The sequence below is a fragment of the Klebsiella sp. CN_Kp075 genome (assembly GCF_040065055.2).
Taxonomy (GTDB): domain Bacteria; phylum Pseudomonadota; class Gammaproteobacteria; order Enterobacterales; family Enterobacteriaceae; genus Klebsiella; species Klebsiella aerogenes.
On the sequence record NZ_CM198050.1, the window covers coordinates 3,855,533 to 3,880,853 of the forward strand.

The following is a 25,321-nucleotide window of genomic DNA, read 5'->3' on the forward strand; positions in this document are numbered from 1 at the left end:
ATAGACGTCTGAACGGCTTAATTCAGCACTTTTGAGGATCGAGGCAATGTCGCAATACCATACCTTCACGGCCAGCGATGCGGTGGCTTACGCACAACAATTTGGCGGGCTCGACGATCCGTCTGAGCTGGTGTCGGCGCAGGAGGTAGGCGACGGCAACCTCAATCTGGTGTTCAAAATTTTCGATGCTCAGGGCGTGAGCCGAATTATTGTTAAGCAGGCGCTGCCCTATGTGCGCTGCGTCGGCGAATCCTGGCCGCTGACCCTTGACCGCGCGCGCCTCGAAGCGCAGACCCTGGTCGCGCACTACCAACACAGCCCGCAACATACGGTACAAATTCTCCATTTCGATCCCGTCCTGGCGGTCATGGTAATGGAAGACCTGTCCGACCACCGTATCTGGCGCGGCGAGCTTATCGGCAACGTCTACTATCCGCAGGCGGCGCGCCAGTTGGGCGAATACCTGGCGCAGGCGCTGTTCCACACCAGCGATTTCTATCTCCATCCGCATGAGAAAAAAGCGCAGGTGGCGCAGTTTATCAATCCCGAAATGTGCGAGATCACCGAGGATCTGTTTTTTAACGATCCGTATCAGATCCACGAGCGCAATAACTACCCGGCGGAGCTGGAAGAAGAGGTTGCCGCCCTACGTGAGGACGCTCAGCTTAAGCTGGCGGTGGCGGCGCTGAAGCACCGCTTTTTCTCACAGGCCGAAGCCCTGCTGCACGGCGATATTCATAGCGGCTCCATCTTCGTCGCTGAAAATAGCCTTAAAGCCATCGATGCCGAATTTGGCTATTTCGGCCCTATCGGTTTTGACGTCGGCACCGCCATTGGCAACTTGCTGCTTAACTACTGTGGTCTGCCGGGCCATCTCGGCATTCGCGATGCCGCCGCCGCGCGCGAACAGCGGCTCAACGATATTCAGACCTTATGGCACACCTTCAGCGAGCGTTTCCAGGCGCTGGCGGCGGAGAAAACCCGCGATGCGGCGCTGGCCTGCCCCGGTTACGCCTCAGTATTCCTGAAAAAAGTATGGTGCGATGCCATTGGATTCTGTGGTACCGAACTGATACGCCGCAGCGTCGGGCTTTCACACGTCGCCGATATCGATTCGATTCAGGACTCGGCCATGCGCCACGAATGTCTGCGCCACGCGATAACGCTCGGCAAAGCGCTGATCGTCATCGCCGAGCGTATCGATAGCGTGGACGAACTTATCGCCCGCGTACGCCAGTACAGTTAATCGCTTGATTATTTATGTTGGGCTTCCAGCGTGGCAAACCACGGGGCGATAAAGTCTTCGGTTTGCCCCCAGCCAGGGATAACTTTCCCCAGCGATGCCACGTTGACCGCCCCCGGCTGTGCCGCCAGCAGCGCCTGCGGAATCGCCGCCGCCTTGAAATCGTAGGTAGCCGGGGTGCTTTCCCCGGCAATTTTATTGGCGATCAAGCGGACGTTGGTGGCGCCGATGAGTTTCGGGTCGACCGCCACGCTAACCTTCCACGGACTACCAGCTTCCCGCATCAGCTGTAAATCCTGATTGGAAATATCGATGCTGTAGAGTTTGATTTCACTACGGCCGTTTTCTTTCAGTGCTTTATAGGCTCCCTGGCTAAAGGCATCCCACGTGCCCCAGATGGCGTCAATTTTACCTTTGGGATACTTGGCCAGAATCGCGCCGACTTTGTTGGCGGTGTCGCCCTGCACGTCGGATGACACGGCACCGAGCGACTCCAGCTCTTTAATCCCCGGATTTTGTTTAAGCAGCGTCTGGTAGGCCGCCTGACGGCGCTCCATTGGCGGGAATCCTGCCACCCATAGCTTGATAATGTTGGCCTTGCCGTTGAAGTCTTTTACCAGTTGGCCAAAAGAGAGCTCGGTCAACGAGGCGTCATCCTGCTGGCTAACCGTCACGCCGGGGATAGTTCCCTGCACCGCGGTATCGAATACCGCCACTTTTATCCCGGCATCGACCGCTTTTTTCACCAGTGCGGTCGAGTAGGGATCGCGCCCCTGGGAAAGAATAATACCGTCGTATTTCTGGCTAATAGCCTGATTGACGAAATCCTGGAATTTCGCGTCATCGCCGTTGCTCAGGAAGGTGCTAACTTTAAAACCGAGTTTTTTACCTTCCTGAATCGCCCCGGCGACAAACTGGGTGGTGTTATCGTCAGAACCGAGATTGCGAATCACCGCGATGCGGATCGGGCCGTTATGCTCAGCGATCGCCGCCGGAACCGGCGTCGGGGTCTGCGCCAGCGCTGCCATCGACTGCAGCAGGCCCAGCGCCATGAGAGAAAGTGCTATCTTTTTCATTTTGTTTACCCTGTAAAATGTTAGGTACGGCGCTGAAAATAGGTCAGTGCCAGCGCGCCAGCCAGCACCAGCCCTTTAATAATGTCCATCGCGTAATACGGCACCGAGAGCATCACCAGGCCATTGGAAAGCACGCCGAGGATCACCGCTCCCACCAGCGTCCCCAGCGCATTCGGTTTGCCGGAGCCCGCCAGCGAAAAGCCGATCCACGCCGCCGCGACCGCATCCATCAGGTAACCGCCGCCGGCGTTCACCTGGGAAGAGCCAATCCTTGATGCCAGTAAAATGCCGCCCAATCCGGCCAGTAGCGAAGCAATCACGTAGGCCGCTACTTTATAGCGCGTGATCCGCAACCCGGAAAGCCGCGCCGCCTCCGGATTACCACCGATGGCGTACATCCGCCGCCCGTGGGTGGTGAACGACAGCGCCAGCTGCGCGATTAACGTCACCACCAGCATGATAATGACGATGGTCGGCACCTGCCCCAGCGCGCCAAATGCTGCCGGGATCGTGCCTTCGGCCATTTCGCCGCTCGGCAGCACCATATTTTCGGTGATCGAGCCGCCGTAGCTGTAGGTCATCGCCACGCCCTGAATCACAAACAGGCTGGCAAGCGTGGCGAGCATGTCAGGAATGCGCAGCACTACGATCAGAAACGCGTTGAATAACCCCACCAGCGTACAGAGCGCGAGGGTGATCAGAATGGCTTCAGTGGTGTTCAGGCCGTGCCAGACAAACAACGAAATCACTAACGCATTCGCCAGCGACGCCGTCGACCCCACCGACAGATCAAAGCCGCCGATGGTGAGCGAAATCGACACCCCAATGGCAATCACCGTCACAATAGCGATGGAGCGCAGAATGTTGATGATGTTAAACGGGTCAAGAAAGTTATCCGAGGCTAAACCAAAGACGCCAACCAGCAGCACCACTGTCAGCAACATGCCCCATTTATAGAGAAAATCGAAAAACCGCTGACGGCCCGATACCGTCGCGTTGACTGCCAGGGCCTTGCTCACGCTGCCGCTCCTCCGGTGGAGTAATAAAGAATCGTCTCTTCCCGCGCCTCGGCGCCGGGAATTTCCGCCACAATGCGCCCATCCCACAGCACGCAGATGCGATCGCACAGGCCTACCAGCTCGGAAAATTCGCCGGAGGCGTAAATCACGCCCCGGCCTTCCCGCGCCAGGCCATCAATCAACTGAAACAGATCGGTTTTCGCTTTAACGTCCACCCCTTTCGTCGGTTCGTCGAAAATCAGCACGTTTGCACTGCCGCGCAGCCATTTGCCGATGGCCACTTTTTGCTGATTACCGCCGGAGAGCCGACGCAGCGTCTGCCCCGGCCCGGTGGCGCGCACGCCGATACGGGCAATAACTTCCTGCGCCCACCGCCACGCCTGCCGATGGCCGAACAGGCTCCAGCGCGAAAAGCTGTTATCGGCGCTGACCGCCAGATTCATGGCGATCGCCTCATCGATGAATATCCCCTCTTTGCGCCGCTCTTCCGGTACCAGCGCCAGGCCCTGGAGGACGGAATCAGCCGGGTCGCGCGGCCGCCACGGCCGGCCGTTAAGTTCGCCGTGGCGCAGGCGGCTTTTACTGGCGCCGAATAAGGCTTTGCAGAGTTCAGTTTTTCCCGCGCCCGCTAAGCCGGCGATACCGAGAATTTCCCCCTTATGCAGGCGTAGCGAGATATCCTGCAACAGCGCCTCGTCATGCAAACCCTCAACCTGCAACAGCACCTCTGCGCCGTGCGGCGGACGCGCAGGCGGGAAAATATCGCTCAGCTCGTGACCGAGCATTTTTTCGACGATCTGCTCGCCGCTGAGCTCGGCCATCGGGCCGCTTTCGATTAAACGGCCATCGCGCAGCACCGTCAGGGTGTCGCAAATCGCTTTGAGTTCATGAATACGGTGCGAAATAAAGACCACGCCGATCCCCTGCTGCTGCAGACGACGAACCACCGTAAATAAGCGTTCGCTTTCGTGCTGATCCAAGGGCGCGGTGGGTTCATCAAGAATCAAAAAACGGCAATGGTGCGACAGTGCGCGAGCCAGCAGAATTTGCTGCTTTTCGGCAAGGGTACAGCTATCGATTGAACGTCGAACATCCAGCGCAATATCAAGCTGCGCCAGCGCATCGCGCGCCTGCTGACGCACATGCGACCAGCGAAAAACCGCACCCGGCTCAGCCAGCCTGTCCAGCATGATATTTTCGGCAATGCTCAACCCCGGAACCAGCGCAACATCCACCTCTTGCTGTACCAGATGAATTCCCAGTTGCTTTGCATCGCGCGGCGAACGAATGCTAACCGGCTGGTTATTGATCACCACTTCGCCTTCGTAATCGGCATGCGTCCCGCACAACACCGCCATCAACGTCGATTTGCCAGCGCCGTTGGCGCCGGTCAACGCATGCACCGTTCCGCCCTTAAGGGTAAACGCCACCTTGCTCAGCGCCTGAAAACCGGAAAAAGCCAGGCTAATGTTATGCATCTCAAGGCGATTCACGCTCATCACCCTCCCCGGGGCAATTAATATTCTGATTTAACGAATTTTTCACAGCCGCCGATGCCTGACAACTGCGTAAAAAGCATAAGATAAAACCAAATAATATTAGCCATCTGGATGTCCAGACATAACATCAGGTTAGCCCAACACCTATAAGGACTGCTTCCCACCGGGGTAGCGCTTTAGCCTGCCGATGACGTTAACCCTGACGTTCTGCGCGCGGCGTTCGAGAAGGTGGAATACTTCAGCCGTTAATCACCCCGACCGTCTATACCTAATGATGATTCTCACCACTCTCGCAACGAGGTCATCATGCAGATCGATTTAACAGGTAAGAAGGCGCTGGTTACCGGCGCCAGCCGTGGGTTGGGTCGCGCTATTGCGCTGTCGCTGGCGCGCGCCGGCGCCGATGTGGTTATTACGTATGAAAAATCGGCCGATAAAGCCCAGGCGGTTGCCGATGAAATAAAGGCCCTGGGTCGGTACGGCGAAGCGGTGCAGGCCGACAGCGCCAGCGCGCAGGCCATTCAGGATGCCGTCACCCATGCGGCCCGGGCCCTCGGCGGACTGGATATTCTGGTCAACAACGCTGGCATCGCCCGCGGCGGTCCACTGGAATCCATGACGCTGGCGGACATTGACGCCCTTATCAACGTCAATATTCGTGGGGTGGTTATCGCCATCCAGGAAGCACTGGTGCATATGTCCGATGGCGGACGGATCATCAACATCGGCAGCTGTCTGGCCAACCGCGTAGCCATGCCGGGTATCGCGGTTTACGCCATGACCAAGTCCGCCCTCAACTCCCTGACCCGTGGGCTGGCGCGTGATTTAGGCCCTCGCGGGATCACCGTTAACCTTGTCCATCCAGGGCCGACTAACAGCGATATGAACCCGGAGGATGGGGAACAGGCGGAAGCCCAGCGCCAGATGATTGCGGTCGGTCACTACGGCCAGCCGCAAGACATTGCCGCGGCGGTCACCTTCCTGGCCAGCCCGGCCGCCGGGCAGATCTCCGGTACGGGGCTCGACGTGGATGGCGGCTTGAACGCCTGATCGCCTATTTTCTGCAAGCCTCTGTCGCCCGGCAGAGGCCTTCCCGCGCAGCCTCGACGGGTTACGCTTTGCCTCTTACCTGCGTTTATAGATGGCAGAGATCGACGACGAAACCGACGACGATCTGGAAGATATTGAAATCGAACACGATTGCTATGATGACGTAATGCTGTCAGGTGAAGTATGCGACGTGATGCATAAAGAAAATCAGCCTCTACTTACCGAAAGAAGGCTAGCAGCACTTCGCCCCGCCCTTACCGCCGTAGCGCGCGTCCTGGCGTTCGCGAAAGAACTCTTCATAGGTCATCGGCGTCCGATCCGGATGGGTCAGCCGCATATGCTCGACGTAGTTATCGTAATCCGGCACGCCGATCATCATCTTCGCCGCCTGGCCTAAATATTTTCCTGCTTTGGAAAGGGTGTCGAACATAATGAGTTTCTCGCTTATTTCCCTCACCCCAGCCCTCTCCCACAGGGAGAGGGAGGAGAAGAAAGGTAGGCCGGGTCAGCGCTAGCGCCTCCCGGCAAACAGGTTAATGCGCGCGCTTCGCCTGCGCCGTTAAGGTCTGCGCATCCGCGGGCATCGCTTCATACGGCGTCTCTTTCGCCGTCGGTTTATCCTCTTTCAGCGCCGCCAGCGCGGTTTTGATCGAGAACAGCGCCAGAACCACCACCACAATCATAAAGAAGATAGTCAGCCCGGCATCGAGACGGTTATTAAACACCAGCTGCGCCAGCTGCGATTCCGTATACTGCGGCGGAATGGTACCGCTGTCGATCATCGCCTGGAATTTATTGGCGATGGCCAGGAAGCCGACTTTGGTATCCGGACTAAACGATTTCTGCCAGCCGGCGGTCAGCGTACAAATCAGCAGCCAGCTTGTCGGCAGCAGCGCCACCCACGCATAGCGCTGGCGTTTCATCTTGAACAGTACCACCGCGCACAGCATTAGCGCCATCCCCGCCAGCATCTGGTTGGCGATACCGAACAGCGGCCACAGGGTATTAATACCGCCCAGCGGGTCAACCACCCCCTGATGCAGGAAGTAGCCCCACGCCAGGACGCACAGCGCGGTCGCCAGCAGGTTAGCCGGAAGCGAGCTGGTTTTTTTCAACCCGGGGCTAATCACGCCCAGCAGATCCTGCAGCATGAATCGCGCCGCGCGGGTGCCGGCATCAACCGCCGTCAGGATAAACAGCGCCTCAAACAGAATGGCGAAGTGGTACCAGAAAGAGACATCCATCAGCCCGCCCAGCGAGCCGTGCAGAATGTAAGCCATCCCCACCGCCAGCGTCGGCGCGCCGCCGGCGCGTGAAATGATCGACTGTTCGCCGACCTCACTGGCTATTTGATTCAGCGTATCCGGGGTAATGCTAAAGCCCCAGCCGCTCACTACCTGCGCCGCCGAGGCCACGACGTCAGTCGTCCCCGCCGGCGCCAGCACCGCCATCGGGCTGTTCATCGCGAAGTAGACGCCCGGATCGATAATACAGGCCGCCACCAGCGCCATAATCGCGACGAAGGATTCCATCAACATGCCGCCATAACCGATAAAGCAGGCCTGCCCTTCGTTGGCCAACATTTTCGGCGTGGTGCCTGAGGAGATCAGAGCGTGGAAGCCGGAAACCGCGCCGCAGGCGATGGTGATAAACAGGAACGGGAACAGGTTGCCGGTCCATACCGGGCCGGTGCCGTCAACGAACTTCGTCAGCGCCGGCATGGTCAGCGTCGGGCGCATAATCAGGATGCCAATCGCCAGACCAACGATGGTGCCGATTTTCAGGAACGTGGAGAGATAGTCGCGCGGCGCCAGCAGCAGCCAGACCGGCAGTACCGCAGCAACAAAGCCGTAACCCACCAGAATCCACGTCAGCTGTACGCCGGTGTAATCAAACCACGGCGCCCAGGTCGGGCTTTCAGCCACCCAGCCGCCGGAAATGATCGCGAACACCAGCATCACCAGGCCTATCACCGACACCTCGCCGATGCGCCCCGGGCGCAGGTAGCGAATATAGATACCCATAAAAATCGCCAGCGGGATGGTAAAGGCGACGGTGTATGTCCCCCACGGACTGTGGGTCAATGCTTTCACCACGATCATCGCCAGTACCGCGAGGATGATCACCATGATCATAAAACAGGCCACCAGCGCCAGTACGCCAGCGGTCGGCCCCATCTCCTCTTTAACCAGTTCGCCAAGCGAACGGCCATCGCGACGGGTCGAAACAAACAGCACCATAAAGTCCTGCACGGCGCCGGCCAGCACCACGCCGGCGAGGATCCAGATCATCCCCGGCAGGTAGCCCATCTGCGCGGCAAGCACCGGCCCCACCAGCGGCCCTGCGCCGGCAATCGCGGCAAAATGGTGACCGAACAGCACTTTTTTATCGGTCGGTACATAATCGAGGCCGTCATTATGACGCACCGCCGGGGTCATTCGCGTTGGGTCAACGCCGAGGACGGTTTTGGCGATATACAGGCCGTAGAAACGATACGCGATCAGATAAACGCAGACCGCCGCGACGACAATCCACAGCGCGTTTATCTGCTCACCCCGGTTTAAGGCGATATAGCCGAGGGCAAAGGCTCCGATCACGGAGAGCAGTGTCCAGATGAGGTATTTCCCTGAATTATTCATTGTTGTGGTCCACCGGTAGGGTAATCAGGATGTTACAGTTTGTTTCTAGAACACAACGCAGAATTTAACAACTTCGAAACAGCGCGGATGATGCACCGCGGCGGAGATTTATCTCACATTGCTAGCGGGATCACTTAAGACAGGAAAATAAATGAAAGGATTACCGTGAACGGTGTCGTTTTTTTGTCGGGTGGCGGCCTCAAAACCCCCGGTGGCGCTACCGCTTACCGGGGCTACAGCGCTGTGCGATTTGGTAGCCCGGCTCAGCGCAGCGCAAGCCGGGGAAATAGCGGCTTCTTAGCCTAGCACCGCGGTACCCAGACGACAGGTGCAGCAGCGCCGCCCCCTTTCGTCATACACCACAATTTCCCAGCTCTGACTCTGGCGGCCAAGATGCAGCGGTCGGCATTCGCCTCGTACTTTCCCGCTGGAGACCGGACGATGGTGGCTAGCGTTAAGCTCGGTGCCCACCACGCACTGCCCATCCTCGGTCATCAGCCAACCGGCCATCGAGCCCAGCGTCTCCGCCAGCGCCGCGGAAGCGCCGCCGTGCAGCAGGCCAAACGGCTGATGCGTGCGCGCATCCACCGGCATCTCCGCCTCCAGCAGCCCCTCTTCCAGCCGGGTGTAGACGATGCCAAGATGCGCCACCATGGTGTTTTCGCTGCTGGCGTTCAATGCCGCAAGCGTGAGCTCTCGTTTCCAGGCCATTTACGCCCCCAGCGTCGAGCCGCCATCGACCACAATATCCTGCAGCGTGATATGGCTGGCGTGAGAAGAGGCGAGGAACAAAATGGTATTGGCGATCTCCTGCGGGCGGGCGATTTTGCCCAGCGGGATGCCAAGCTTAAACTGCTCGCCAAATCCGCGGATCCGCTGCTGTTCCGCATCGTCATTGATCCACAGGGTACGTTGCATGTCGGTATCGGTAGAGCCCGGCGACACCAGGTTGCAGCGTACGCCGCTCCCTGCCAGCTCAAGCCCGACGGTTAACGCCAGGCTTTTCAGCGCCGCTTTCGAGGCGCCATAGGCGCTCATGCCGATACGCGGCGTATGCGCGGCATCGGAAGCGACGGTGACGATCGCCCCGCCACGCTGACGACGGAACTGCGCCATCGTCTGCTGAAACAGATTAAACGCGCCGCCAACGTTCACCGCGAAGGTTTGCTGCCAGTCCTCCGCGCTCAGTTGATCGGTCGCGCCCATGCGCAGGATCCCAGCTGCATTCACCAGTACATCCAGTCGTTCGATGTCGTTGAGCAAACGCGCGCATACGTCGCGTACCTGGTCGGCATCGGCGACGTCCAGCGTTTCGGTGGCAAACGGGTAACCTTCGCCGGCAAAGGCAAGGTCGAAACCGGTGACGTTGGCTCCGGCCTCGACGAAAGCCAACGCGGTGGCATAGCCAATGCCTTTACCTGCGCCGGTCACCCACACGGTCTGACCGCGAAAATCCAGCGCCGCCATTATTTCACCTCGCGGGAGAGCAGCGCCCACCAGGCGTCGATGGACGGATTCTTCGCCAGCATCACGAAGTCGATATCGCCGTGCACTTTGCGCCAGCGGGCGGCCAGCGCCATCATGCGCACCGAATCCAGGCCGTAGTCGATCAGGTTTTCATCATCCAGCGGTTCGTCGGATTCGTCGAGCAGCGGTAGGATCAGCGCGCGCAGCGCCGCTTTGGAGGCCGGCAGCGGCAGCAGCTCTTCGGTCATTACCACGCGTCCGGAACGGCCGGCGACGTATTTCAGCGCCATCAGGTGTTCTTCGCGGCTGAAATCCGCCAGCGCGTCGGCGACAAAGAACGGTTTGATATCGCGCATAAAAGCATCTGTGGCGGTAGTCATGCAGCCGATATGGGCGTAAACGCCGGTGATGATCAGCTGGTCGCGGCCGGTCTCTTTCAGCATCTCTTCAAGCGGCGAGCGATGAAACGCGCTGTAGCGCCATTTCACCAGCACCGTATCCTGTTCATCCGGCGCCAGCGCGGCAATCACCTGCTGCTGTTCCGGCGAGCGGGTCAACCCCGGCCCCCACATATCATTCAGCAGGGCGCGGTCTTCATCGCTCTGCTCTTTCGGCTGGGCGGTGTAGTACACCGGAATACCGTTTTGTTTGCAGAAGTCGCGCAGGGCGGCGATATTAGCCACCACTTTCTCCATCATCGCGCTGTTTTCGCCCCAGAAGTTGAGGAAATACTCCTGCATATCGTGGATCAGCAGCGCGGCACGCGACGGCTCAAAGGCCCAGTTAACTTTGTTCGCCGGGATATCGCTGGCTTCCGGCAGCGCGTAAGCCTGTAATTTAGGGATTGCCATTTTCTGTTCTCCTTCAGCCCAGCTTGCCTTCGGCCAGCCACTGACGTAATTGTTTTTTATCGACTTTGCCCACCGGCGTCAGCGGCAGCGCGGCAACGCACTCCACGCGATCCGGCAATTTAAATTCGGCCACGCCCTGCTCGCGCAGAAAGCGACGTACCGCGACGGCGCGCAGCGGCGAGGTCACCACCAGATAAGCGCAGCTCTTCTCGCCGAGCAGATTGTCTTCAATGCTGACCAGCGCGGCGTGGATCACCGCCTCATGGCGCAGCAGCAGGTTTTCGATCTCTTCAGCGGCGATCTTCTCGCCGCCGCGGTTGATCTGATCTTTTTCCCGCCCCTGGACGGTGATATAGCCATCTTCATCGATCGAAATCAGATCGCCTGAGCAGTAAAATCCATCGGCATCAAAGGCTTCCGCGTTATGTTGCGGGCTGTTGTAGTAGCCGCGGAAGGTATAAGGACCGCGGGTCATCAGACGGCCCACTTCGCCGCGCGGCAGCGGGTTGCCATCGGCATCCGCTACCCACACTTCGTCGTCCGGGCACATCGGGCAACCCTGGGTGTTGATAATTCGCTGCGGGCTATCGTTGAGGCGGGTGTAGTTAACCAGTCCCTCGGCCATGCCGAACACCTGCTGCAGCTGGCAGCCGATTTCCGCCGGGATACGCGCGGCGAGCGTCGCGGACAGGCGCGCTCCGCCAACCTGCAACAGCTGCAGCGATTGCAGTTGCGCGTTACCGCCCCATTCATGAATAGCCTGCAGCCACAGGCTGACCGCCGGCGGCACCAGCGACGCGACGTTAATCTGGTGTTTTTCGATTAGCGGGAAACAGAGCGTGGCGCTCGGGTCAGCGGCGAGGATCACCCGGCCGCCGGCGAGGAAGACGCCCAGTGAGCCCGGCGAGCTCATCGCATAGTTGTGCGCCGCTGGCAATGCGTTGAGATAGCGCGTATCGGCGTTAATACCGCAGATCTCGTTGCTGCGGCGGATACTGTAGTCGTAATCGTTGTGGGTACGCGGGATAAGCTTCGGCGTCCCGGTACTGCCGCCGGAGAGCTGAAAAAAGGCGACTTCGTCAGCCGGCGTCGGATTGGCGACAAAGTTATCCGCCGTACGGTTAATTTCCGTTGCCAGATCGCGCTCGCCGCCGTCGTTACGCAGCAGCGCGACGCGCAGCGAAGGATGCTCGGCGATAAAACCATTAAGGAAACTATCGTCAGCAAACAGCGCGTGCTCGCGATCGGCAATCAGCAACACCGGTTTAATCTGCGCGGCATAGGCGTTGAGTTCGCTGCGCTGGTGGCTAAACAAGGCGTTAACCGGAGCGACGCCGATACGCAGCAGCGCAAAGAAGGTAATGTAAAACTCAGCGACGTTGCCAAGCTGCACCAGCGCGGTTTCTCCGCGCTTGAGTCCCTGATGCTGCAGGGAGGACGCGAGGTTATCCACCAGTTGGTTAAACTGGCGGTAGCTAATCTGCCGCTCGCCGTCGATAATCGCCACGGCATCATTTTCCGCATGACGGGTAATCAGATTGGTTAACGGCAGATCCTGCCAATAACCTTTTTGACGATAGCGGGCCGCAAACTCTGCCGGCCAACGGGTAAATGCAATCATCCTTGCCTCTTAATTCAAGCCAAATACGTTGAGCATGGTGGTCAGTTTGACGCCGGTTTCGCGCCATTCGCCCAGCGGCGAGGAGGCCGGAACGATACCCGCGCCGGCAAACAGGCGCAGCGAGCGTTGATGCAGGCGCGCGCAGCGGATGGTCACCACCCATTCGCCGTTGCCTTCGTCATCGCACCAGCCGACGATGCCGCCAAACAGCTGGCGATCGAACGGTTCGAGCTCGGCTATCAGCCGCTTTGCCACCTGATGCGGGAAGCCGCTCAGCGCCGGAGTCGGATGCAGCAGACAGGCCAGCGACATGGCGTTTTCTTCCGCCAGCGCCGTACCTTCGATCGGCGTCGCCAGATGCCAGAGCGTCGGGGTGGTAATCAGCTGCGGCGATTCCGGTAGCGACAGCTGACTGCTGCGCGGGCCAAGCACGCTCTTCATCGCCTGCGTGACCAGATCATGCTCATGGCGATCTTTGCCTGACGCCAGCAGCTTGTTGCCCGCTTCCCGATCCAGCACATCGTCAGGCTGGCGGCGGGCGGAGCCGGCCAGCGGCAGAGAACTGAAGTGCAGCCCTTCTTTACGCAACAGCAGTTCCGGACTGGCGCCCAGCAGTACCCCGCCGTCTGACAACGGGACATGGAAGTTAAAGCTCGCCGGGTTCTGGGCGATCAGCCGTTCCAGCAGCGCGCCGCTATCGACCCGGTCGCGGGTAGTGATATCAATCAGCCTGGAGAGCACCACTTTGTCGACTTCGGGAGTCGCCGTCAGCGCGGCGGCACGTTCTACCATCGCCAGAAACTCGTCCTGCTCCGGGATCTCCTGACGATCGACAACATCCATAGCCTTGAGCGGCGCCGCGTAACGCGCGGACTGTTGTTTGTCGGTACGGGAGAAAGATTCCCAGCGTTCGGGGATATAGAGTTCGGAAGGCTGATTGGTGTCGAACGGGATCGCCCCGACCATGACCGGCTTGCGGATCCCCGCCGCGCGGGCTTCGGCAAATGCGGCCGCCATTTTCTGCTGAAACTCGCCGTTCAGCGAATCACCACCGACTGCAGGTTGGGAAAAACGGCTAAAACAGCCGGTGGTACTGAAGCTGCGGTACGGCGACATAAAGAAGAAGCTTTGCGGCGACAGGGTCTGCGTTTTTTCCTGTACATCCTCAGCCAGTGACGTTTCCATATCATCCTCCAAAAACGATAAAGATATTAAGAATAATTATCATTTATATTTTTGTTGGCTAACCTAAAAGGTATTGCTCTCCTTGTCAACCGCACAAACAGCAGGTTATGCGACTTAAACTTGCATCCGGGTTACACAAAGTTGAAAATGAGACGTATTTACTACAACTGACTCAGGATGCGAATTCGTGAATTTTGCCACTTTTTGCCGTCGTACTTTACTCGCCAGCGGGCTGTGCCTTTTAGGAATTACCTCAGCGCTGGCGGCGGACTGGCCGCGTCAGATCACCGACAGTCGCGGTACCCATACGCTGGAAAGCCAGCCGCTGCGCATAGTCTCAACCAGCGTCACCCTCACCGGTTCGTTGCTGGCTATTGATGCGCCGGTGGTCGCCAGCGGCGCGACCACGCCGAATAACCGCGTGGCCGATGCACAGGGCTTTCTGCGCCAGTGGGGCGATATCGCTAAAAAGCGCAAACTAGCGCGACTGTATATTGGCGAACCCAGCGCCGAAGCGGTAGCGGCGCAGATGCCGGATCTGATCCTGATTAGCGCCACCGGCGGCGATTCCGCGCTGGCGCTGTACGACCAGCTTTCGACTATCGCGCCGACCCTTATCATCAACTACGACGATAAAAGCTGGCAGACGCTTCTAACCCAATTGGGACATATTACCGGTCATGAAAAGCAGGCGGACGCGCGCATTGCCGAGTTCAATAAACAGCTCGTTTCGTTAAAAGAGAAACTGAAGTTGCCGCCGCAGCCGGTCACCGCGCTGGTTTATACCGCCGCGGCGCATAGCGCCAATATCTGGACGCCGGAATCAGCGCAGGGTCAGATGCTGGAACAGTTAGGCTTTAAGCTGGCGACGCTGCCGGGTGGTCTGCACGCCAGCCAGAGCCAGGGTAAGCGTCACGATATCGTGCAGTTGGGCGGCGAAAACCTGGCCGCCGGAATTAACGGCGAAAGCCTGTTCCTGTTCGCCGGCGACGAGAAAGACGCCGGGGCAATTTACGCCAATCCGCTACTGGCGCATTTGCCAGCCGTTGCTGCAAAGCGCGTTTATCCGCTGGGGACGGAAACCTTCCGTCTTGACTACTACAGCGCCATGCTGGTGCTACAACGTTTATCGGCGCTCTTTGCCTGATTCTCTTCCCGGCCCTGGGGCCGGGATCTCATTTCACATCATCAACTACATCATCCTTTTGTTATAAAAGAATTTTTTATTGCCTTCCCCACTTGATACCTCATCGGCGCCTCACGCGAATCATCATCGTTTGAGGTGTTGTTTTGTGATTAGCCATCGCCGCCGCGTTCCTCGAATATCTGCCTCACACCACTTGAGGTGGACATTCAACTCATAAGGAAATTACCGTGACGACAAGCAAATTGATTAAAGGCGATACCCTGACCGAAACCAGTAACGCTGCAGATGGTTTTAACCCGGCAACGGAAGTCAGCAACTACAGCTATACTTCGGACCGCGTCGCCAAACCGGTGTATAACAAATACAAAAGCGCAACCAACAAACCTAAAGTATTCGGTTATTACACCGACTGGTCTCAGTACGATGGCCGCCTGCAGGGCAGCGATGCGAAAGATAACCGCGGCCGCGGCTACGACCTGACTAACGTCTCCCCTACCGCTTACGATAAAATCATCGTTGGCTTCGTCGGCGTAACCGGCTTCCATAAAGTGGATGGTCAGTGGCGTGATGTGGTGGCAGAAGGGGCAGAGCAGTGCGGCAAAGTGAAATATGAACCGACCTTCCTTGATCCGTGGGGCGATTTCCAGTCTTACGTTAACGTTGGCCACAGCGTCAGCGGCTGGGATGTTGATCCGAAAACCGTAACCCAGACAAACACCAAAGGCCTGCTCGGCGGTCTGCGTGACCTGCAGGCGAAAGCCAAACAGCAGGGCCACAACCTGGTGCTGTCAATGAGCATCGGCGGCTGGACCATGAGCAACGGTTTCCATGAAACCGCGGCGTCGGATTCCGCCCGTAAAACCTTCGCCAAAGGCGTGGTGAAACTGTTCAAACAGTTCCCGATGTTCAGCGAAGTGGATATCGACTGGGAATACCCGAACGCCGAAGGCGCCGGTAACCCATACGGCCCGGAAGATGGCGATAATTACGCCCTGCTGATTGGCGAACTGCGTAAACAGCTCGATTCCGCCGGCCTGAGCGATGTCAAAATCTCCATTGCCAGCTCCGCGGTAGTAAAAACGTTTGGTTATTCCAACGTCAAAGCGCTGATGAATGCCGGTCTGTACGGCATCAACGTCATGACCTATGACTTCTTCGGCACCCCGTGGGCGGAAAGCATCACACACCACACCAACCTGAAAGCCATTGAGCAAGGCGACTGGGCGATTAATACCATTGTTGAACACCTGCTGGCGGAAGGTTTCCCGGCTGAGCGCATCAACATCGGTTACGCCGGCTATACCCGTAACGGCCGCAATGCCGAGCTGGAATCGCTGTCGCCGCTGAAAGGCACCTATAACCCGGGTAACGGTACCACTGTCGGTACATTTGAATCCGGCACCAACGAATGGTATGACGTCATTTATAACTACCTGGACCTGGAAAACCAGAAAGGCCGTAACGGCTTCAACGTCTACACCGACCAGGTAGCTGATGCTGACTTCCTCTACAACCCGGAATCCAAACTCTTCATGTCGCTGGATACCCCGCGCACCGTCAAAGCCAAAGGCGAATACGCTGCCAGCCTGGGGCTGGGCGGTCTGTTTACCTGGACTATTGACCATGATAACGGCGTGCTGGTTAACGCCGCCCGTGAAGGTCTGGGGTATGAAATCGCTTCTGAAGTTATCGATATGGACCCGTTCTATTTCGAAGGCATCAACGTTGTGCCTGCTGATGAACAGGATGACGATAAGTCAGAAGATGAGCCAACCGAACCAACGGTAAACCATGCGCCGGAAGCGGCGATTGAAATGATGGTCGTAGGCGGCTCTCGCGTTCGCCTGTCCGGTGAAAAATCATCTGATGAAGATAGCGACGAGCTGAGCTACAGCTGGGGCGTGCCGGCAGCGATTGATGTCGCTGATAAAACCGCCGCGGTCATTGAGTTCGACGTACCGGAAGTCACCGCGGACACTGAATTTACTTTCACGCTGTTCGTTCGCGATACCTGGGGCGAACCGTCAACCCAGCAGCGCTTTATCCTCTCCGTGGTCGTGGCTTCCCAGAATGGCCAGAGCGATGACAAGCCAGCCGATGAGCCGGCTGATGAACCGGCTGACGACGAAAAAGATGCCGATGACGTGCCGGCAAAGGATGATGACGTTGTTCCTTCTGACGATGCCGCCGCGCCTTACCCGCAGTGGAATGCCAATACTGTTTATGGCGGCAACTGGGGTACCTTTGAAACCGTGAGCTGGAAAGGCCATAACTACCAGGTGAAATGGTGGTCTCAGGGCAACCAGCCGGACCTGAACTGCGGCCAGTTCGACGTCTGGAAAGATCTCGGCGCGTACTAAGTGTTATAAGTGAAGCCAGGCCCCGGAGTAATCCGGGGCCTTTTTGCTATTGTTGCATTTAACTTTCGCTGACCATCTCCGGACGCTGAAAACGGCGTAGCTCGCGCAATAAGCCAACCAGTAATATTCCCACAATCACCAGCGCCCAGCCGCTGGCGCTGGCCGAAGCCACCGGGGTCATTACCGCCCCTAACCCCCCCAGCAGCGCCGCGCCAATAGCATCGCCGGTCACGTTCTGCGCGGTCCACAGGCCATTAATGCGCCCCAGCATATTCTCCGGCGTTTGCGTCTGGATAAGCGTGTACTGTAGCAGCGAGCTTATCGCGCTCAGCCAACCAAACAGCGCCAGACAGAGCGCGCCCAGCGCCCAGAACGGCATCACGCTGAACAGCGCAATCGCCACAAACGACCCTACCGTCGTTATCAGCATCAGCGCCCCCGGCTTCGCGGTATGCGCCAGTTGTCCGCTGGTTAACGCCCCCAGCGCCGCGCCAAGCGGAATGGCGGCGTACAACAGGCCAATCTGCGAATTTGACATCTGCCAGCCCTCCGCCAGCGCCGGATAAAGCACCCGCACCGCGCTGGCCATCGTCAACAGGCCGCCGAGCAGCGCAATACCGCCAATAAGCGGGCTATTAAAGAGAAATTTAAGCCCCGCCAGCAGAGATTTCAGCGGATGCTCGCGCGGCTGCGGCGGCGGAGGCAGCAGCGGCAGACGCAGCAGCGTCAGGGTGGTAATGAACGTCCCCGCCGCCGCCAGGCCGTAGTTCCAGGCCACGCCGCCGGTCGCCAGCAGCAACCCGCCGATCATCGGCGATATCACCGAACCGAGACGCACGGTCAACATGGTGATCGCCCCGGCTTGCATCAGGTTTTCGCGGCCCACCAACGCCGGCGTCGCCGCCAGCAGCGCGGTCACCCCTAAGGAGGCGAAGAAGCCATCCCAAATCCCCAGCAGGTAAATGGCCGCCAGCGACGGTTCCGGCAGCATGGCGTTCAGGCACAGGCCGACGAAGCCCACGCCGCAGGTGCCACGCGCCAGCAGGATCAGGTGTTTACGCTCATAACGGTCGGCCAGCACGCCGCCAACCATCAGCCCAACGAACATCGAACAACCGGTCAGCATTACCGACAGTCCGACCTGCCAGGTCGAGTGGGTCATTGTCTGGATTTGAACCGGGATCGCCACGCCTAGCAGGCCAAGCGACAGGATCGAGATAAAGCGAGCGATAAAGACGGCGCGGAACGCCGGATGGGTGCGCAGGAGGCTGACATCAAGCAGCCGGGAAGGTCGATTCATGCAAGGGCCTTGTCGTTATTTTTCATACCATTTTTATGGTTTCTCATGGTAACATACCTGAATAAAATCGATAACGATAATTACTATCATTATCATATCAGGGATTTGAACTATGTCGTTTTCTACGACCACGGTGCGCGCCGTCGCCGTGCCGGGTCTCTTGTTACTTTTGGCTCTTGCGATTGCGCTCAGCCTGCTTATCGGCGCCAAACCGTTGCCGCCTTCGGTGATTATCGATGCCTTTTCCGGCAGTTGTCAGAGCGCCGACTGTACCATCGTACTGGATGCCCGCCTGCCGCGTACGCTGGCCGGATTGCTGGCCGGCTGCGCGCTTGGCCTCGCCGGCGCGCTAATGCAAACCCTCACCCGTAACCCGTTGGCCGACCCGGGCCTGCTCGGCGTCAACTCCGGCGCCAGCTTCGCCATCGTGCTCGGCGCGGCGCTGTTCGGCATAACATCGCCGCAGGAGCAGTTGCTGATGGCCTTCTGCGGCGCCTTCGCCGCGTCGCTACTGGTCGCGTTTACCGGCAGCCAGGGCGGCGGCCAGCTTAGCCCGGTGCGCCTGACCCTCGCGGGCGTGGCGCTGGCGGCGGTACTGGAAGGTTTATCTAACGGCATCGCCCTGCTCAACCCGGACGTGTATGACCAGCTGCGCTTCTGGCAGGCCGGCTCGCTGGATATTCGCACCCTGCAAACGCTGAAAATCGTCCTGCTGCCGGTGCTGATTGCCGCCGTGGTAACCCTGTTTCTTAGCCGGGCGCTGAACAGCCTGAGCCTCGGCGCCGACACCGCCACCGCGCTCGGTAGCCGGGTCGCGCGTACCCAATTGATCGGCCTGCTGGCGATCACCGTCCTGTGCGGCAGCGCGACGGCGCTGGTCGGCCCTATCGCCTTTATCGGCCTGATGATGCCGCATATGGCGCGCTGGCTGGTGGGGGCGGATCACCGCTGGTCATTGCCGGTTACGCTGCTCGCCACCCCTGCCCTGTTGCTGTTTGCCGACGTGATTGGCCGCCTGTTGGTGCCTGGTGAACTGCGCGTTTCGGTGGTCAGCGCCTTTATCGGCGCGCCGGTGCTGATCTGGCTGGTTCGCCGTCAGCCGCGAGGAGGTGCGCTGTGATAGCTCCCTCCCGCCGCCTGATTTTCTGCTGCCTGCTGCTGATTTCCGCCAGCTTGCTGGTGTCCCTGTTCGGTCTGGGTAATGGCCTGGTGCCGCTCAGCACTGAACAGGTGGTTTCCGCGCTACTCGGCGACGCACCGCGCAGCGTCAGTATGGTGGTCACCGAATGGCGACTGCCGCGCGTGCTGATGGCGCTGCTGATCGGCGCCGGGCTTGGCGTCAGCGGCGCCATTTTTCAGTCATTGATGCGTAATCCGCTGGGTAGCCCGGACGTAATGGGTTTCAACACCGGCGCCTGGAGCGGCGTGCTGGTAGCAATGGTGATGTTCGGCCAGAACCTAACCGCCATCGCGCTGGCGGCGATGCTCGGCGGCGTGCTGACCTCGCTGGTGGTGTGGCTACTGGCGTGGCGCAACGGCATAGAAACCTTCCGCCTGATCATTATCGGCATCGGCGTGCGCGCCATGCTGGTGGCATTCAATACCTGGCTGCTGCTGCGCGCGTCGCTTGAGACCGCCCTTTCCGCCGGATTGTGGAATGCCGGTTCGCTCAACGGCCTGACGTGGGGCAAAACCTGGCCTTCGGCGCCGCTTATCCTGTTGATGTTGGCGTGCAGCGCCCTACTGGCGCGGCGGATGCGGCTGCTGGAGATGGGCGACGATACCGCCTGCGCGCTGGGGGTTCGAGTCGAACGTTCGCGCCTGCTGCTGATGCTGGTGGCGGTGTTGCTGACCGCTTCCGCCACCGCGCTGGCCGGGCCTATTTCTTTCGTCGCGCTGGTCGCGCCGCATATCGCCCGGCGGATAAGCGGCACCGCGCGCTGGGGATTAACCCAGTCGGCGCTGTGCGGCGCGCTGCTGCTGGCGCTGGCCGATTACTGCGCTCAGCGCCTGTTCATGCCTTATCAGTTACCGGTCGGGGTGGTCACCGTCAGCCTTGGCGGTATCTACCTCATCGCGTTATTAATTCAGGAGTCCCGCAAAAAATGACCGCTGTCACCTCCCGTTTGCGCGGCGACCAGTTGACCCTGGCCTACGGTAAAAAGACCATCGCCGAATCGCTGAACGTCACAATTCCTGACGGCCATTTTACGGCGATTATCGGCCCCAACGGCTGTGGTAAATCAACCCTGCTGCGTACCCTTAGCCGTCTGATGACGCCGTCCAGCGGACACGTTTATCTCGATGGCGAGCAGATCCAGCACTACGCCAGCAAAGAGGTGGCGAAGCGGATCGGCCTGCTGGCGCAGAATGCCACCACGCCCGGCGATATCACCGTACAGGAGCTGGTGGCGCGCGGGCGCTATCCGCATCAGCCGATGTTTACCCGTTGGCGTAAAGAGGACGAAGCAGCGGTAAATAACGCGATGCGGGCGACGGGTATTGTCGACCTCGCGCTGCAGAGCGTGGATACCCTCTCCGGCGGCCAGCGCCAGCGGGCGTGGATTGCAATGGTACTGGCGCAGGAGACGGCGATTATGCTGCTTGATGAGCCGACGACCTGGCTTGATATCAGCCATCAGATCGACCTGCTGGAGCTGTTAAGCGAGCTGAATCGCGAGAAGGGATATACGCTGGCGGCGGTACTGCACGATCTCAATCAGGCCTGTCGTTACGCCACCCATCTGATCGCCCTGCGCGACGGTAAGATCGTCGCCGAAGGCGCGCCGAAAGAGATCGTCACGGCGGATCTGATTGAGCGTATCTATGGCCTGCGCTGCACGATCATCGAGGATCCGGTAGCGCATACGCCGCTGGTGGTGCCGCTGGGACGCCGATAATCTTTTCTTTACCATCGCATCCCCGGCTTGCGCTGCGCTGAGCCGGGCTACCAAAAACGGGTAGCCCGAGCTCTACCGTTACCCCAGAATCTCCCGCACTACCGGGCCTATCGCTTCAAAGGCCTGCGGCGAGATAATCTCGACGTGGGCGCAGTTCTGGCTGAACACCTCCAGCTCGCCAACCCACGGCCCCCATGCGACCTGCGGATCCATCCCTTTCTGGCGCGTTTTCTCCGCCACAAATAGCGTTGCCTTACCGTCAAACTTCGCGCTGTGCGCGGTCGTCAACAGGCGCACCGCATCGGCGTAGTTACCTTCAATCTCGCTGAACAGCTCGCCGGAAGCCTGCCCCTGCTGCGCGGCGAGAAACGCTTCGCGCTCGCGGGCGATTTCCGCCAGCACCTCGGGATCCAGGCCGTTCGCCTCTTTCTCCGCCCAGTTTTGCGTCTCCGGCGGCCAGGTATCGAGCAGGCCAAGGAACGCCACCTCTTCGCCGCGCTGGCGTAAACGGGCGGCAATCCCCTGCGCCAGCGTTCCGCCGAGCGAATAGCCAAACAGATAGTAAGGCCCATGCGGCTGCTGCGCTAAAAGCGTGCGCAGATGATGCTCGCAGACCTCGTCGAGGTTGGCGGCGGAGGCCATGGGCCCCGTCGGACGCGGCGACTGAATTCCGGTAATCGACCAGCGCGGGCTAAGATAACGCGCCAGCACGCTGAACTGCCAGGCAAAACCGGAAGCCGGATGGAAGCAGAACAGCGTCGGACCATCGCTCTCGCGCAGCGGCAACAGCGCATCAAAGCCAAGACGCTGCGCCTGCTCGTCGCTCAGGTCGGAAGCCAGCAATGCGCTCAGCTTGCCGACCGTCGAAGCGACCATCACCTGCCCCGGCGTCACCTGCCGCGCCAGCTCGCGGCTAAGCTGCGCCGCCAGCCGCATCGCCAGCAGCGAATGGCCGCCGAGGGCGAAGAAATCGGCGTCGATATCATTTACCTCGCAGCCCAGCAGTTGGCTGAACGCCGCGGCAACGGTCATTTCGGTAGCCGATTGCGGCGGGCGACCGCTGCGCTCGCTGCTTAAGGAGGGGAGCGGTAGCGCTTTACGGTCCAGCTTACCGTTGGCGCTGAGCGGGAAGGATTCCAGTTGGATCAGCACCACCGGCACCATGTGCGGCGGCAGCTGTTCGCTAAGACGCGCCTTCAGCGCCGCCACGTCCAACGGCTGGCCGGACTCGCTCACCAGATAACCGACGAGCTGACGGGCATCGCCGCCGGTGGCCGCGGCCTGATTGAAGACGCAGGCGTGGCACACCGCCTGCGCGACGTCCGGCAGCGCCGCCATCACCCGGTCGATCTCGCCAAGCTCAATGCGCTGGCCGCGAATTTTCAACTGATCGTCGCTGCGGCCAAGATACTCTACCGCCCCGTTATCCAGCCAGCGCGCCACATCGCCGGTGCGGTACATGCGCTCGCCGGGAGCAAACGGGTCGGCAATAAAGCGGCTGGCGGTCAGATCCGGGCGCCCCATATAACCCTGCGCCAGCTGAATGCCCGTTAAGTACAAATCACCCGCCACGCCCGGCGGCACCGGGCGCATGGCGGCATCAAGAATACGTAATCCAGTGTTCCATACCGGCCAACCGATGGGCACGCTGTTGCCGGTGACCGCCGCCAGCTCTGGCCCACAGGCGGGATACCAGCTGACATCCACCGCCGCTTCCGTCGGCCCGTACAGGTTATGCAGCGGCGCGCCGGTTAAGCGTTCCCATTCGCGACACAGTTCCGTCGGCAACGCTTCGCCGCTGCAGAAAACGCGTTTTAGCGTCCGGCAGGACGACACATTATCGCTATCCAGCGAGGCGACAAACGCCGCCAGCATCGACGGAACAAAGTGGGTGGTGGTCACGCCGTACTGCGCGAAGAACCGCTGCATCGCCTGCGGATCGCGATGCGCCTCCGGCGCCGCCATCACCAGCTGCGCGCCGGTCATAAACGGCCACCAGAACTCCCATACCGAGACATCAAAGCTGCACGGCGTCTTCTGCGCCACCACATCGGCGGCGGTTAACGGATAGTGATTTTGCATCCACAGCAGGCGGTTCACGATGGCGGTCTGGCCGACCATCACCCCTTTCGGCCGCCCGGTGGAACCGGAGGTGAAGATGATATAGGCGGTATGTTCCGGTTTTGACAGCGCCAGCGGCGTATCATCTTCAGCGGCCAGCGGCTGCTGATAACACAAGCTGCTCAGCCCAGGAATATCGCTAAAACGGGCCAGTTGATCGTCAGAGGTAATCAGCAGCGAAGGCCGCGCATCTTCCAGCATCATCCGCAGACGGTCATCCGGGTAGCCGGTGTCCAGCGGCAGCCAGGCGGCGCCGGCTTCGACAATGCCGTGCAGCGCCAGCGTCAGGAACACCGAACGCGGTAAGGCAACCGCCACGCTATCCCCCGGCTTCACGCCGCGTTGCCGCAGCAGGTTGGCCAGCGCCACCACCTGCTGGCGCATTTCGCGGTAGCTAAAGCGCCAGTTGGCATCCGCCAGCGCCGGGGCATCCGGCGTTTTCCGCGCCTGTTCCGCCACCAGCGCGCTGAGGGTGGTGGTCGGCAGCGGCATCGCGGTATTGTTGATCAATGCCAGCTGCGCGCCTTCTTCCGCCGACAGCATCTCCGCTTCGCCGCAGCGCAGCGCCGGATTGGCGGCAAACTGCGCCAGTAACGATGTCAGACGCGATACGTGGCGGTTCAGCGTCGCCTCATCGTAGCGTGCTTTGTTGGCGAGGATCTCCAGCGACAGGCCGCCGCGTTCGTCCGGGAACAGTGCCAGCTCGAGGTCATTCACCGGGCCGGTGGCGAGGGTATGCGTCTGCGCCTGCACGCCGTCGATATCCAACTGGTAATCAAAGACTTTGATGTTCAGCACCGGACCGAACAGCGGTTCGTCGCCCGCCGCTTTGCCGCTATCGCGGACAATTTGCTCAGCATCGTAGCGCTGATGGCGGCGCATTTTTTTCAGCTGCCCGGAGAGACGCGTCGCCAGCTGCGCCAGCGTCTCCTGCGCGTCGATATTCACCGCCAGCGGCAGTACGTTGAGTACCGGGCCGGTGGCGGTCAGCGCCGCCGATCCCATGCGGCGCATAAAGATAAAGCCCGCCGCGTAATCCATGCGGCCGCACAACCGCCCCAGCCACAACGTCGTCAGCGCCAGCGCCAAATCGGCGCGCTGGCACTGCGGCGCGCTGGCGGCGAGCTGGCTGAAGACAGCCGGATCGGCCTCCAGTTTCAGGCGCCAGATATCACTGCTGGTCGCCCGCCCGGCCAGCGGCGCGTCAGATAGCGAAGCCGGAGACGGCAACGCCTGACGCTGCGCCTGCCAGAAGGCTTTATCGCGCTGCCACGCCTCGCTGCCGTAGTAGCGCTGATACTCTTCCACCACCTCGGCGAACGGGGTAAACGGTGAATCCGGCGTCTCTTCCCCGCGTTGCCAGGCGCGATAAATCGTGGCGATCTGGCGGGTAATGGCCGGGAAGCTAAAGCCATCAACCAGCAAATGGTGATAGCGCTGATACCAGTACCAGCAATCGTCGCCAACGCGCATGAGCTGATGGCAGACCAGCGGATTACCGCTATCGACACGCAGATTCTGCCCGAGATCGCTTTGCATCAGGGCCAGCGCGGCCATGTGCGGATCGGCCTGCTGGCGCAGGTCGACGTTTTGCGGTTCGGCAAACTCGCGCGCGTCATCAACCCAATGCCACGCTTCGCCGTTATCTTCGCAAAAGCGCATGCTCAGGGTATCGGCCTGCTTAAGCCCGGCGACGATAGCCTTGCTCAACAGCGCCGGATCGAGATTGCCGCGCAGTTCAACATAGTGGGCAACGCTCCAGGCGCCGGGTAGCGTAGAGAGGCGTTCAGCCATCCAAATCCCCGGCTGCGCCGCAACCAGCGGTAAACGTGTACTCATCGAA

At 59.8% G+C, this 25,321-nt stretch carries 19 protein-coding genes; 7 read left to right on the forward strand and 12 right to left on the reverse strand.

From position 1 onward, the window contains the following. Positions 1-46: 46 nt before the first annotated feature. Complete coding sequence (gene mtnK, locus ABLV78_RS18535) at positions 47-1,246, forward strand: S-methyl-5-thioribose kinase (protein WP_047049335.1); 1,200 nt, start codon at positions 47-49, stop codon at positions 1,244-1,246. 8 nt (positions 1,247-1,254) lie between these two features. Here mtnK and ABLV78_RS18540 read toward each other — a convergent pair whose 3' ends face one another. From ABLV78_RS18540 to ABLV78_RS18550, 3 genes are read right to left on the reverse strand one after another with little or no spacing between them, the layout of a single operon-like run. Continuing rightward, on the reverse strand, positions 1,255-2,319 hold the full coding sequence (locus ABLV78_RS18540; protein ID WP_047049337.1) for a sugar ABC transporter substrate-binding protein: 1,065 nt from the start codon (positions 2,317-2,319) through the stop codon (positions 1,255-1,257). A gap of 20 nt (positions 2,320-2,339) precedes the next feature. Continuing rightward, complete coding sequence (locus ABLV78_RS18545) at positions 2,340-3,338, reverse strand: ABC transporter permease (protein ID WP_032714059.1); 999 nt, start codon at positions 3,336-3,338, stop codon at positions 2,340-2,342. Then, entirely contained in the window at positions 3,335-4,837 is a 1,503-nt protein-coding gene (locus ABLV78_RS18550) for a sugar ABC transporter ATP-binding protein (RefSeq protein ID WP_047049341.1), read from the reverse strand. The genes ABLV78_RS18545 and ABLV78_RS18550 overlap by 4 nt, the downstream gene beginning before the upstream one ends. Before the next feature lie 306 nt (positions 4,838-5,143). Here ABLV78_RS18550 and ABLV78_RS18555 point away from each other — a divergent pair, with 306 nt between their 5' ends. Next, positions 5,144-5,887, forward strand: a complete 744-nt coding sequence (locus ABLV78_RS18555; RefSeq protein WP_045392902.1) for an SDR family NAD(P)-dependent oxidoreductase — start codon at positions 5,144-5,146, stop codon at positions 5,885-5,887. 232 nt (positions 5,888-6,119) lie between these two features. On the opposite strand, the gene ABLV78_RS18560 is transcribed toward ABLV78_RS18555, so the two are convergent. From ABLV78_RS18560 to entC, 7 genes are all read right to left on the reverse strand, one after another. Continuing rightward, on the reverse strand, positions 6,120-6,317 hold the full coding sequence (locus tag ABLV78_RS18560; RefSeq protein WP_045392899.1) for a YbdD/YjiX family protein: 198 nt from the start codon (positions 6,315-6,317) through the stop codon (positions 6,120-6,122). 103 nt (positions 6,318-6,420) lie between these two features. Further along, positions 6,421-8,526 carry a pyruvate/proton symporter CstA gene (gene cstA, locus ABLV78_RS18565; RefSeq protein ID WP_047049343.1) on the reverse strand — a complete coding sequence of 702 codons (2,106 nt, stop codon included), beginning with the start codon at positions 8,524-8,526 and terminating at the stop codon, positions 6,421-6,423. 297 nt (positions 8,527-8,823) lie between these two features. Beyond that, on the reverse strand, positions 8,824-9,237 hold the full coding sequence (entH, locus tag ABLV78_RS18570; RefSeq protein ID WP_047049345.1) for a proofreading thioesterase EntH: 414 nt from the start codon (positions 9,235-9,237) through the stop codon (positions 8,824-8,826). After that, positions 9,238-9,993 (reverse strand): 2,3-dihydro-2,3-dihydroxybenzoate dehydrogenase EntA, encoded by a 756-nt coding sequence (entA, locus tag ABLV78_RS18575; protein ID WP_047049350.1) that lies wholly within the window; start codon positions 9,991-9,993, stop codon positions 9,238-9,240. Next, on the reverse strand, positions 9,993-10,844 hold the full coding sequence (gene entB, locus ABLV78_RS18580; protein ID WP_047049353.1) for an enterobactin biosynthesis bifunctional isochorismatase/aryl carrier protein EntB: 852 nt from the start codon (positions 10,842-10,844) through the stop codon (positions 9,993-9,995). The genes entA and entB overlap by 1 nt, the downstream gene beginning before the upstream one ends. Before the next feature lie 13 nt (positions 10,845-10,857). Then, positions 10,858-12,465, reverse strand: a complete 1,608-nt coding sequence (gene entE, locus ABLV78_RS18585) for a (2,3-dihydroxybenzoyl)adenylate synthase EntE (RefSeq protein WP_047049356.1) — start codon at positions 12,463-12,465, stop codon at positions 10,858-10,860. A 9-nt stretch (positions 12,466-12,474) separates the two neighbouring features. Beyond that, a complete protein-coding gene (gene entC, locus ABLV78_RS18590; protein WP_047049358.1) occupies positions 12,475-13,650 on the reverse strand; it encodes an isochorismate synthase EntC in 1,176 nt (391 codons plus the stop codon). Between the two features lie 187 nt (positions 13,651-13,837). On the opposite strand from entC, the gene fepB reads away from it, so the two are divergent. Continuing rightward, complete coding sequence (gene fepB / locus ABLV78_RS18595; RefSeq protein WP_047049361.1) at positions 13,838-14,797, forward strand: Fe2+-enterobactin ABC transporter substrate-binding protein; 960 nt, start codon at positions 13,838-13,840, stop codon at positions 14,795-14,797. A gap of 227 nt (positions 14,798-15,024) precedes the next feature. Then, positions 15,025-17,157 (forward strand): glycoside hydrolase family 18 protein, encoded by a 2,133-nt coding sequence (locus ABLV78_RS18600; protein WP_047049363.1) that lies wholly within the window; start codon positions 15,025-15,027, stop codon positions 17,155-17,157. A 58-nt stretch (positions 17,158-17,215) separates the two neighbouring features. Here the strand turns inward: ABLV78_RS18600 and entS are convergent, their stop codons facing one another. Then, complete coding sequence (gene entS / locus ABLV78_RS18605; protein ID WP_047049366.1) at positions 17,216-18,457, reverse strand: enterobactin transporter EntS; 1,242 nt, start codon at positions 18,455-18,457, stop codon at positions 17,216-17,218. 112 nt (positions 18,458-18,569) lie between these two features. Here entS and fepD point away from each other — a divergent pair, with 112 nt between their 5' ends. The 3 genes from fepD to fepC are packed head-to-tail and all read left to right on the forward strand — an operon-like array spanning position 18,570 to position 21,357. Then, positions 18,570-19,577, forward strand: a complete 1,008-nt coding sequence (gene fepD, locus ABLV78_RS18610; RefSeq protein WP_047049369.1) for a Fe(3+)-siderophore ABC transporter permease — start codon at positions 18,570-18,572, stop codon at positions 19,575-19,577. Further along, the gene (gene fepG / locus ABLV78_RS18615; RefSeq protein ID WP_047049371.1) at positions 19,574-20,566 is read left to right on the forward strand and encodes an iron-enterobactin ABC transporter permease; all 993 of its coding nucleotides are present in this window, start codon (positions 19,574-19,576) and stop codon (positions 20,564-20,566) included. The genes fepD and fepG overlap by 4 nt, the downstream gene beginning before the upstream one ends. Next, entirely contained in the window at positions 20,563-21,357 is a 795-nt protein-coding gene (gene fepC / locus ABLV78_RS18620) for an iron-enterobactin ABC transporter ATP-binding protein (RefSeq protein WP_047049372.1), read from the forward strand. Before fepG ends, fepC begins: the two co-directional genes overlap by 4 nt. Positions 21,358-21,435: 78 nt before the next feature. Here the strand turns inward: fepC and entF are convergent, their stop codons facing one another. Continuing rightward, the gene (entF, locus tag ABLV78_RS18625) at positions 21,436-25,317 is read right to left on the reverse strand and encodes an enterobactin non-ribosomal peptide synthetase EntF (protein WP_348865304.1); all 3,882 of its coding nucleotides are present in this window, start codon (positions 25,315-25,317) and stop codon (positions 21,436-21,438) included. Positions 25,318-25,321 lie beyond the last annotated feature (4 nt).

Excerpts from the sequence above, each read along its gene's own strand:
- fepD (WP_047049369.1), top strand. The coding sequence starts at position 18,570 with ATGTCGTTTTCTACGACCACGGTGCGCGCCGTCGCCGTGCCGGGTCTC.
- mtnK (WP_047049335.1), top strand. The coding sequence starts at position 47 with ATGTCGCAATACCATACCTTCACGGCCAGCGATGCGGTGGCTTACGCA.
- entS (WP_047049366.1), bottom strand. The coding sequence starts at position 18,457 with ATGAATCGACCTTCCCGGCTGCTTGATGTCAGCCTCCTGCGCACCCAT.
- entE (WP_047049356.1), bottom strand. The coding sequence starts at position 12,465 with ATGATTGCATTTACCCGTTGGCCGGCAGAGTTTGCGGCCCGCTATCGT.
- fepC (WP_047049372.1), top strand. The coding sequence starts at position 20,563 with ATGACCGCTGTCACCTCCCGTTTGCGCGGCGACCAGTTGACCCTGGCC.
- entH (WP_047049345.1), bottom strand. The coding sequence starts at position 9,237 with ATGGCCTGGAAACGAGAGCTCACGCTTGCGGCATTGAACGCCAGCAGC.
- entA (WP_047049350.1), bottom strand. The coding sequence starts at position 9,993 with ATGGCGGCGCTGGATTTTCGCGGTCAGACCGTGTGGGTGACCGGCGCA.
- ABLV78_RS18560 (WP_045392899.1), bottom strand. The coding sequence starts at position 6,317 with ATGTTCGACACCCTTTCCAAAGCAGGAAAATATTTAGGCCAGGCGGCG.
- ABLV78_RS18550 (WP_047049341.1), bottom strand. The coding sequence starts at position 4,837 with ATGAGCGTGAATCGCCTTGAGATGCATAACATTAGCCTGGCTTTTTCC.
- entC (WP_047049358.1), bottom strand. The coding sequence starts at position 13,650 with ATGGAAACGTCACTGGCTGAGGATGTACAGGAAAAAACGCAGACCCTG.
- ABLV78_RS18540 (WP_047049337.1), bottom strand. The coding sequence starts at position 2,319 with ATGAAAAAGATAGCACTTTCTCTCATGGCGCTGGGCCTGCTGCAGTCG.
- ABLV78_RS18555 (WP_045392902.1), top strand. The coding sequence starts at position 5,144 with ATGCAGATCGATTTAACAGGTAAGAAGGCGCTGGTTACCGGCGCCAGC.
- entF (WP_348865304.1), bottom strand. The coding sequence starts at position 25,317 with ATGAGTACACGTTTACCGCTGGTTGCGGCGCAGCCGGGGATTTGGATG.
- entB (WP_047049353.1), bottom strand. The coding sequence starts at position 10,844 with ATGGCAATCCCTAAATTACAGGCTTACGCGCTGCCGGAAGCCAGCGAT.
- cstA (WP_047049343.1), bottom strand. The coding sequence starts at position 8,526 with ATGAATAATTCAGGGAAATACCTCATCTGGACACTGCTCTCCGTGATC.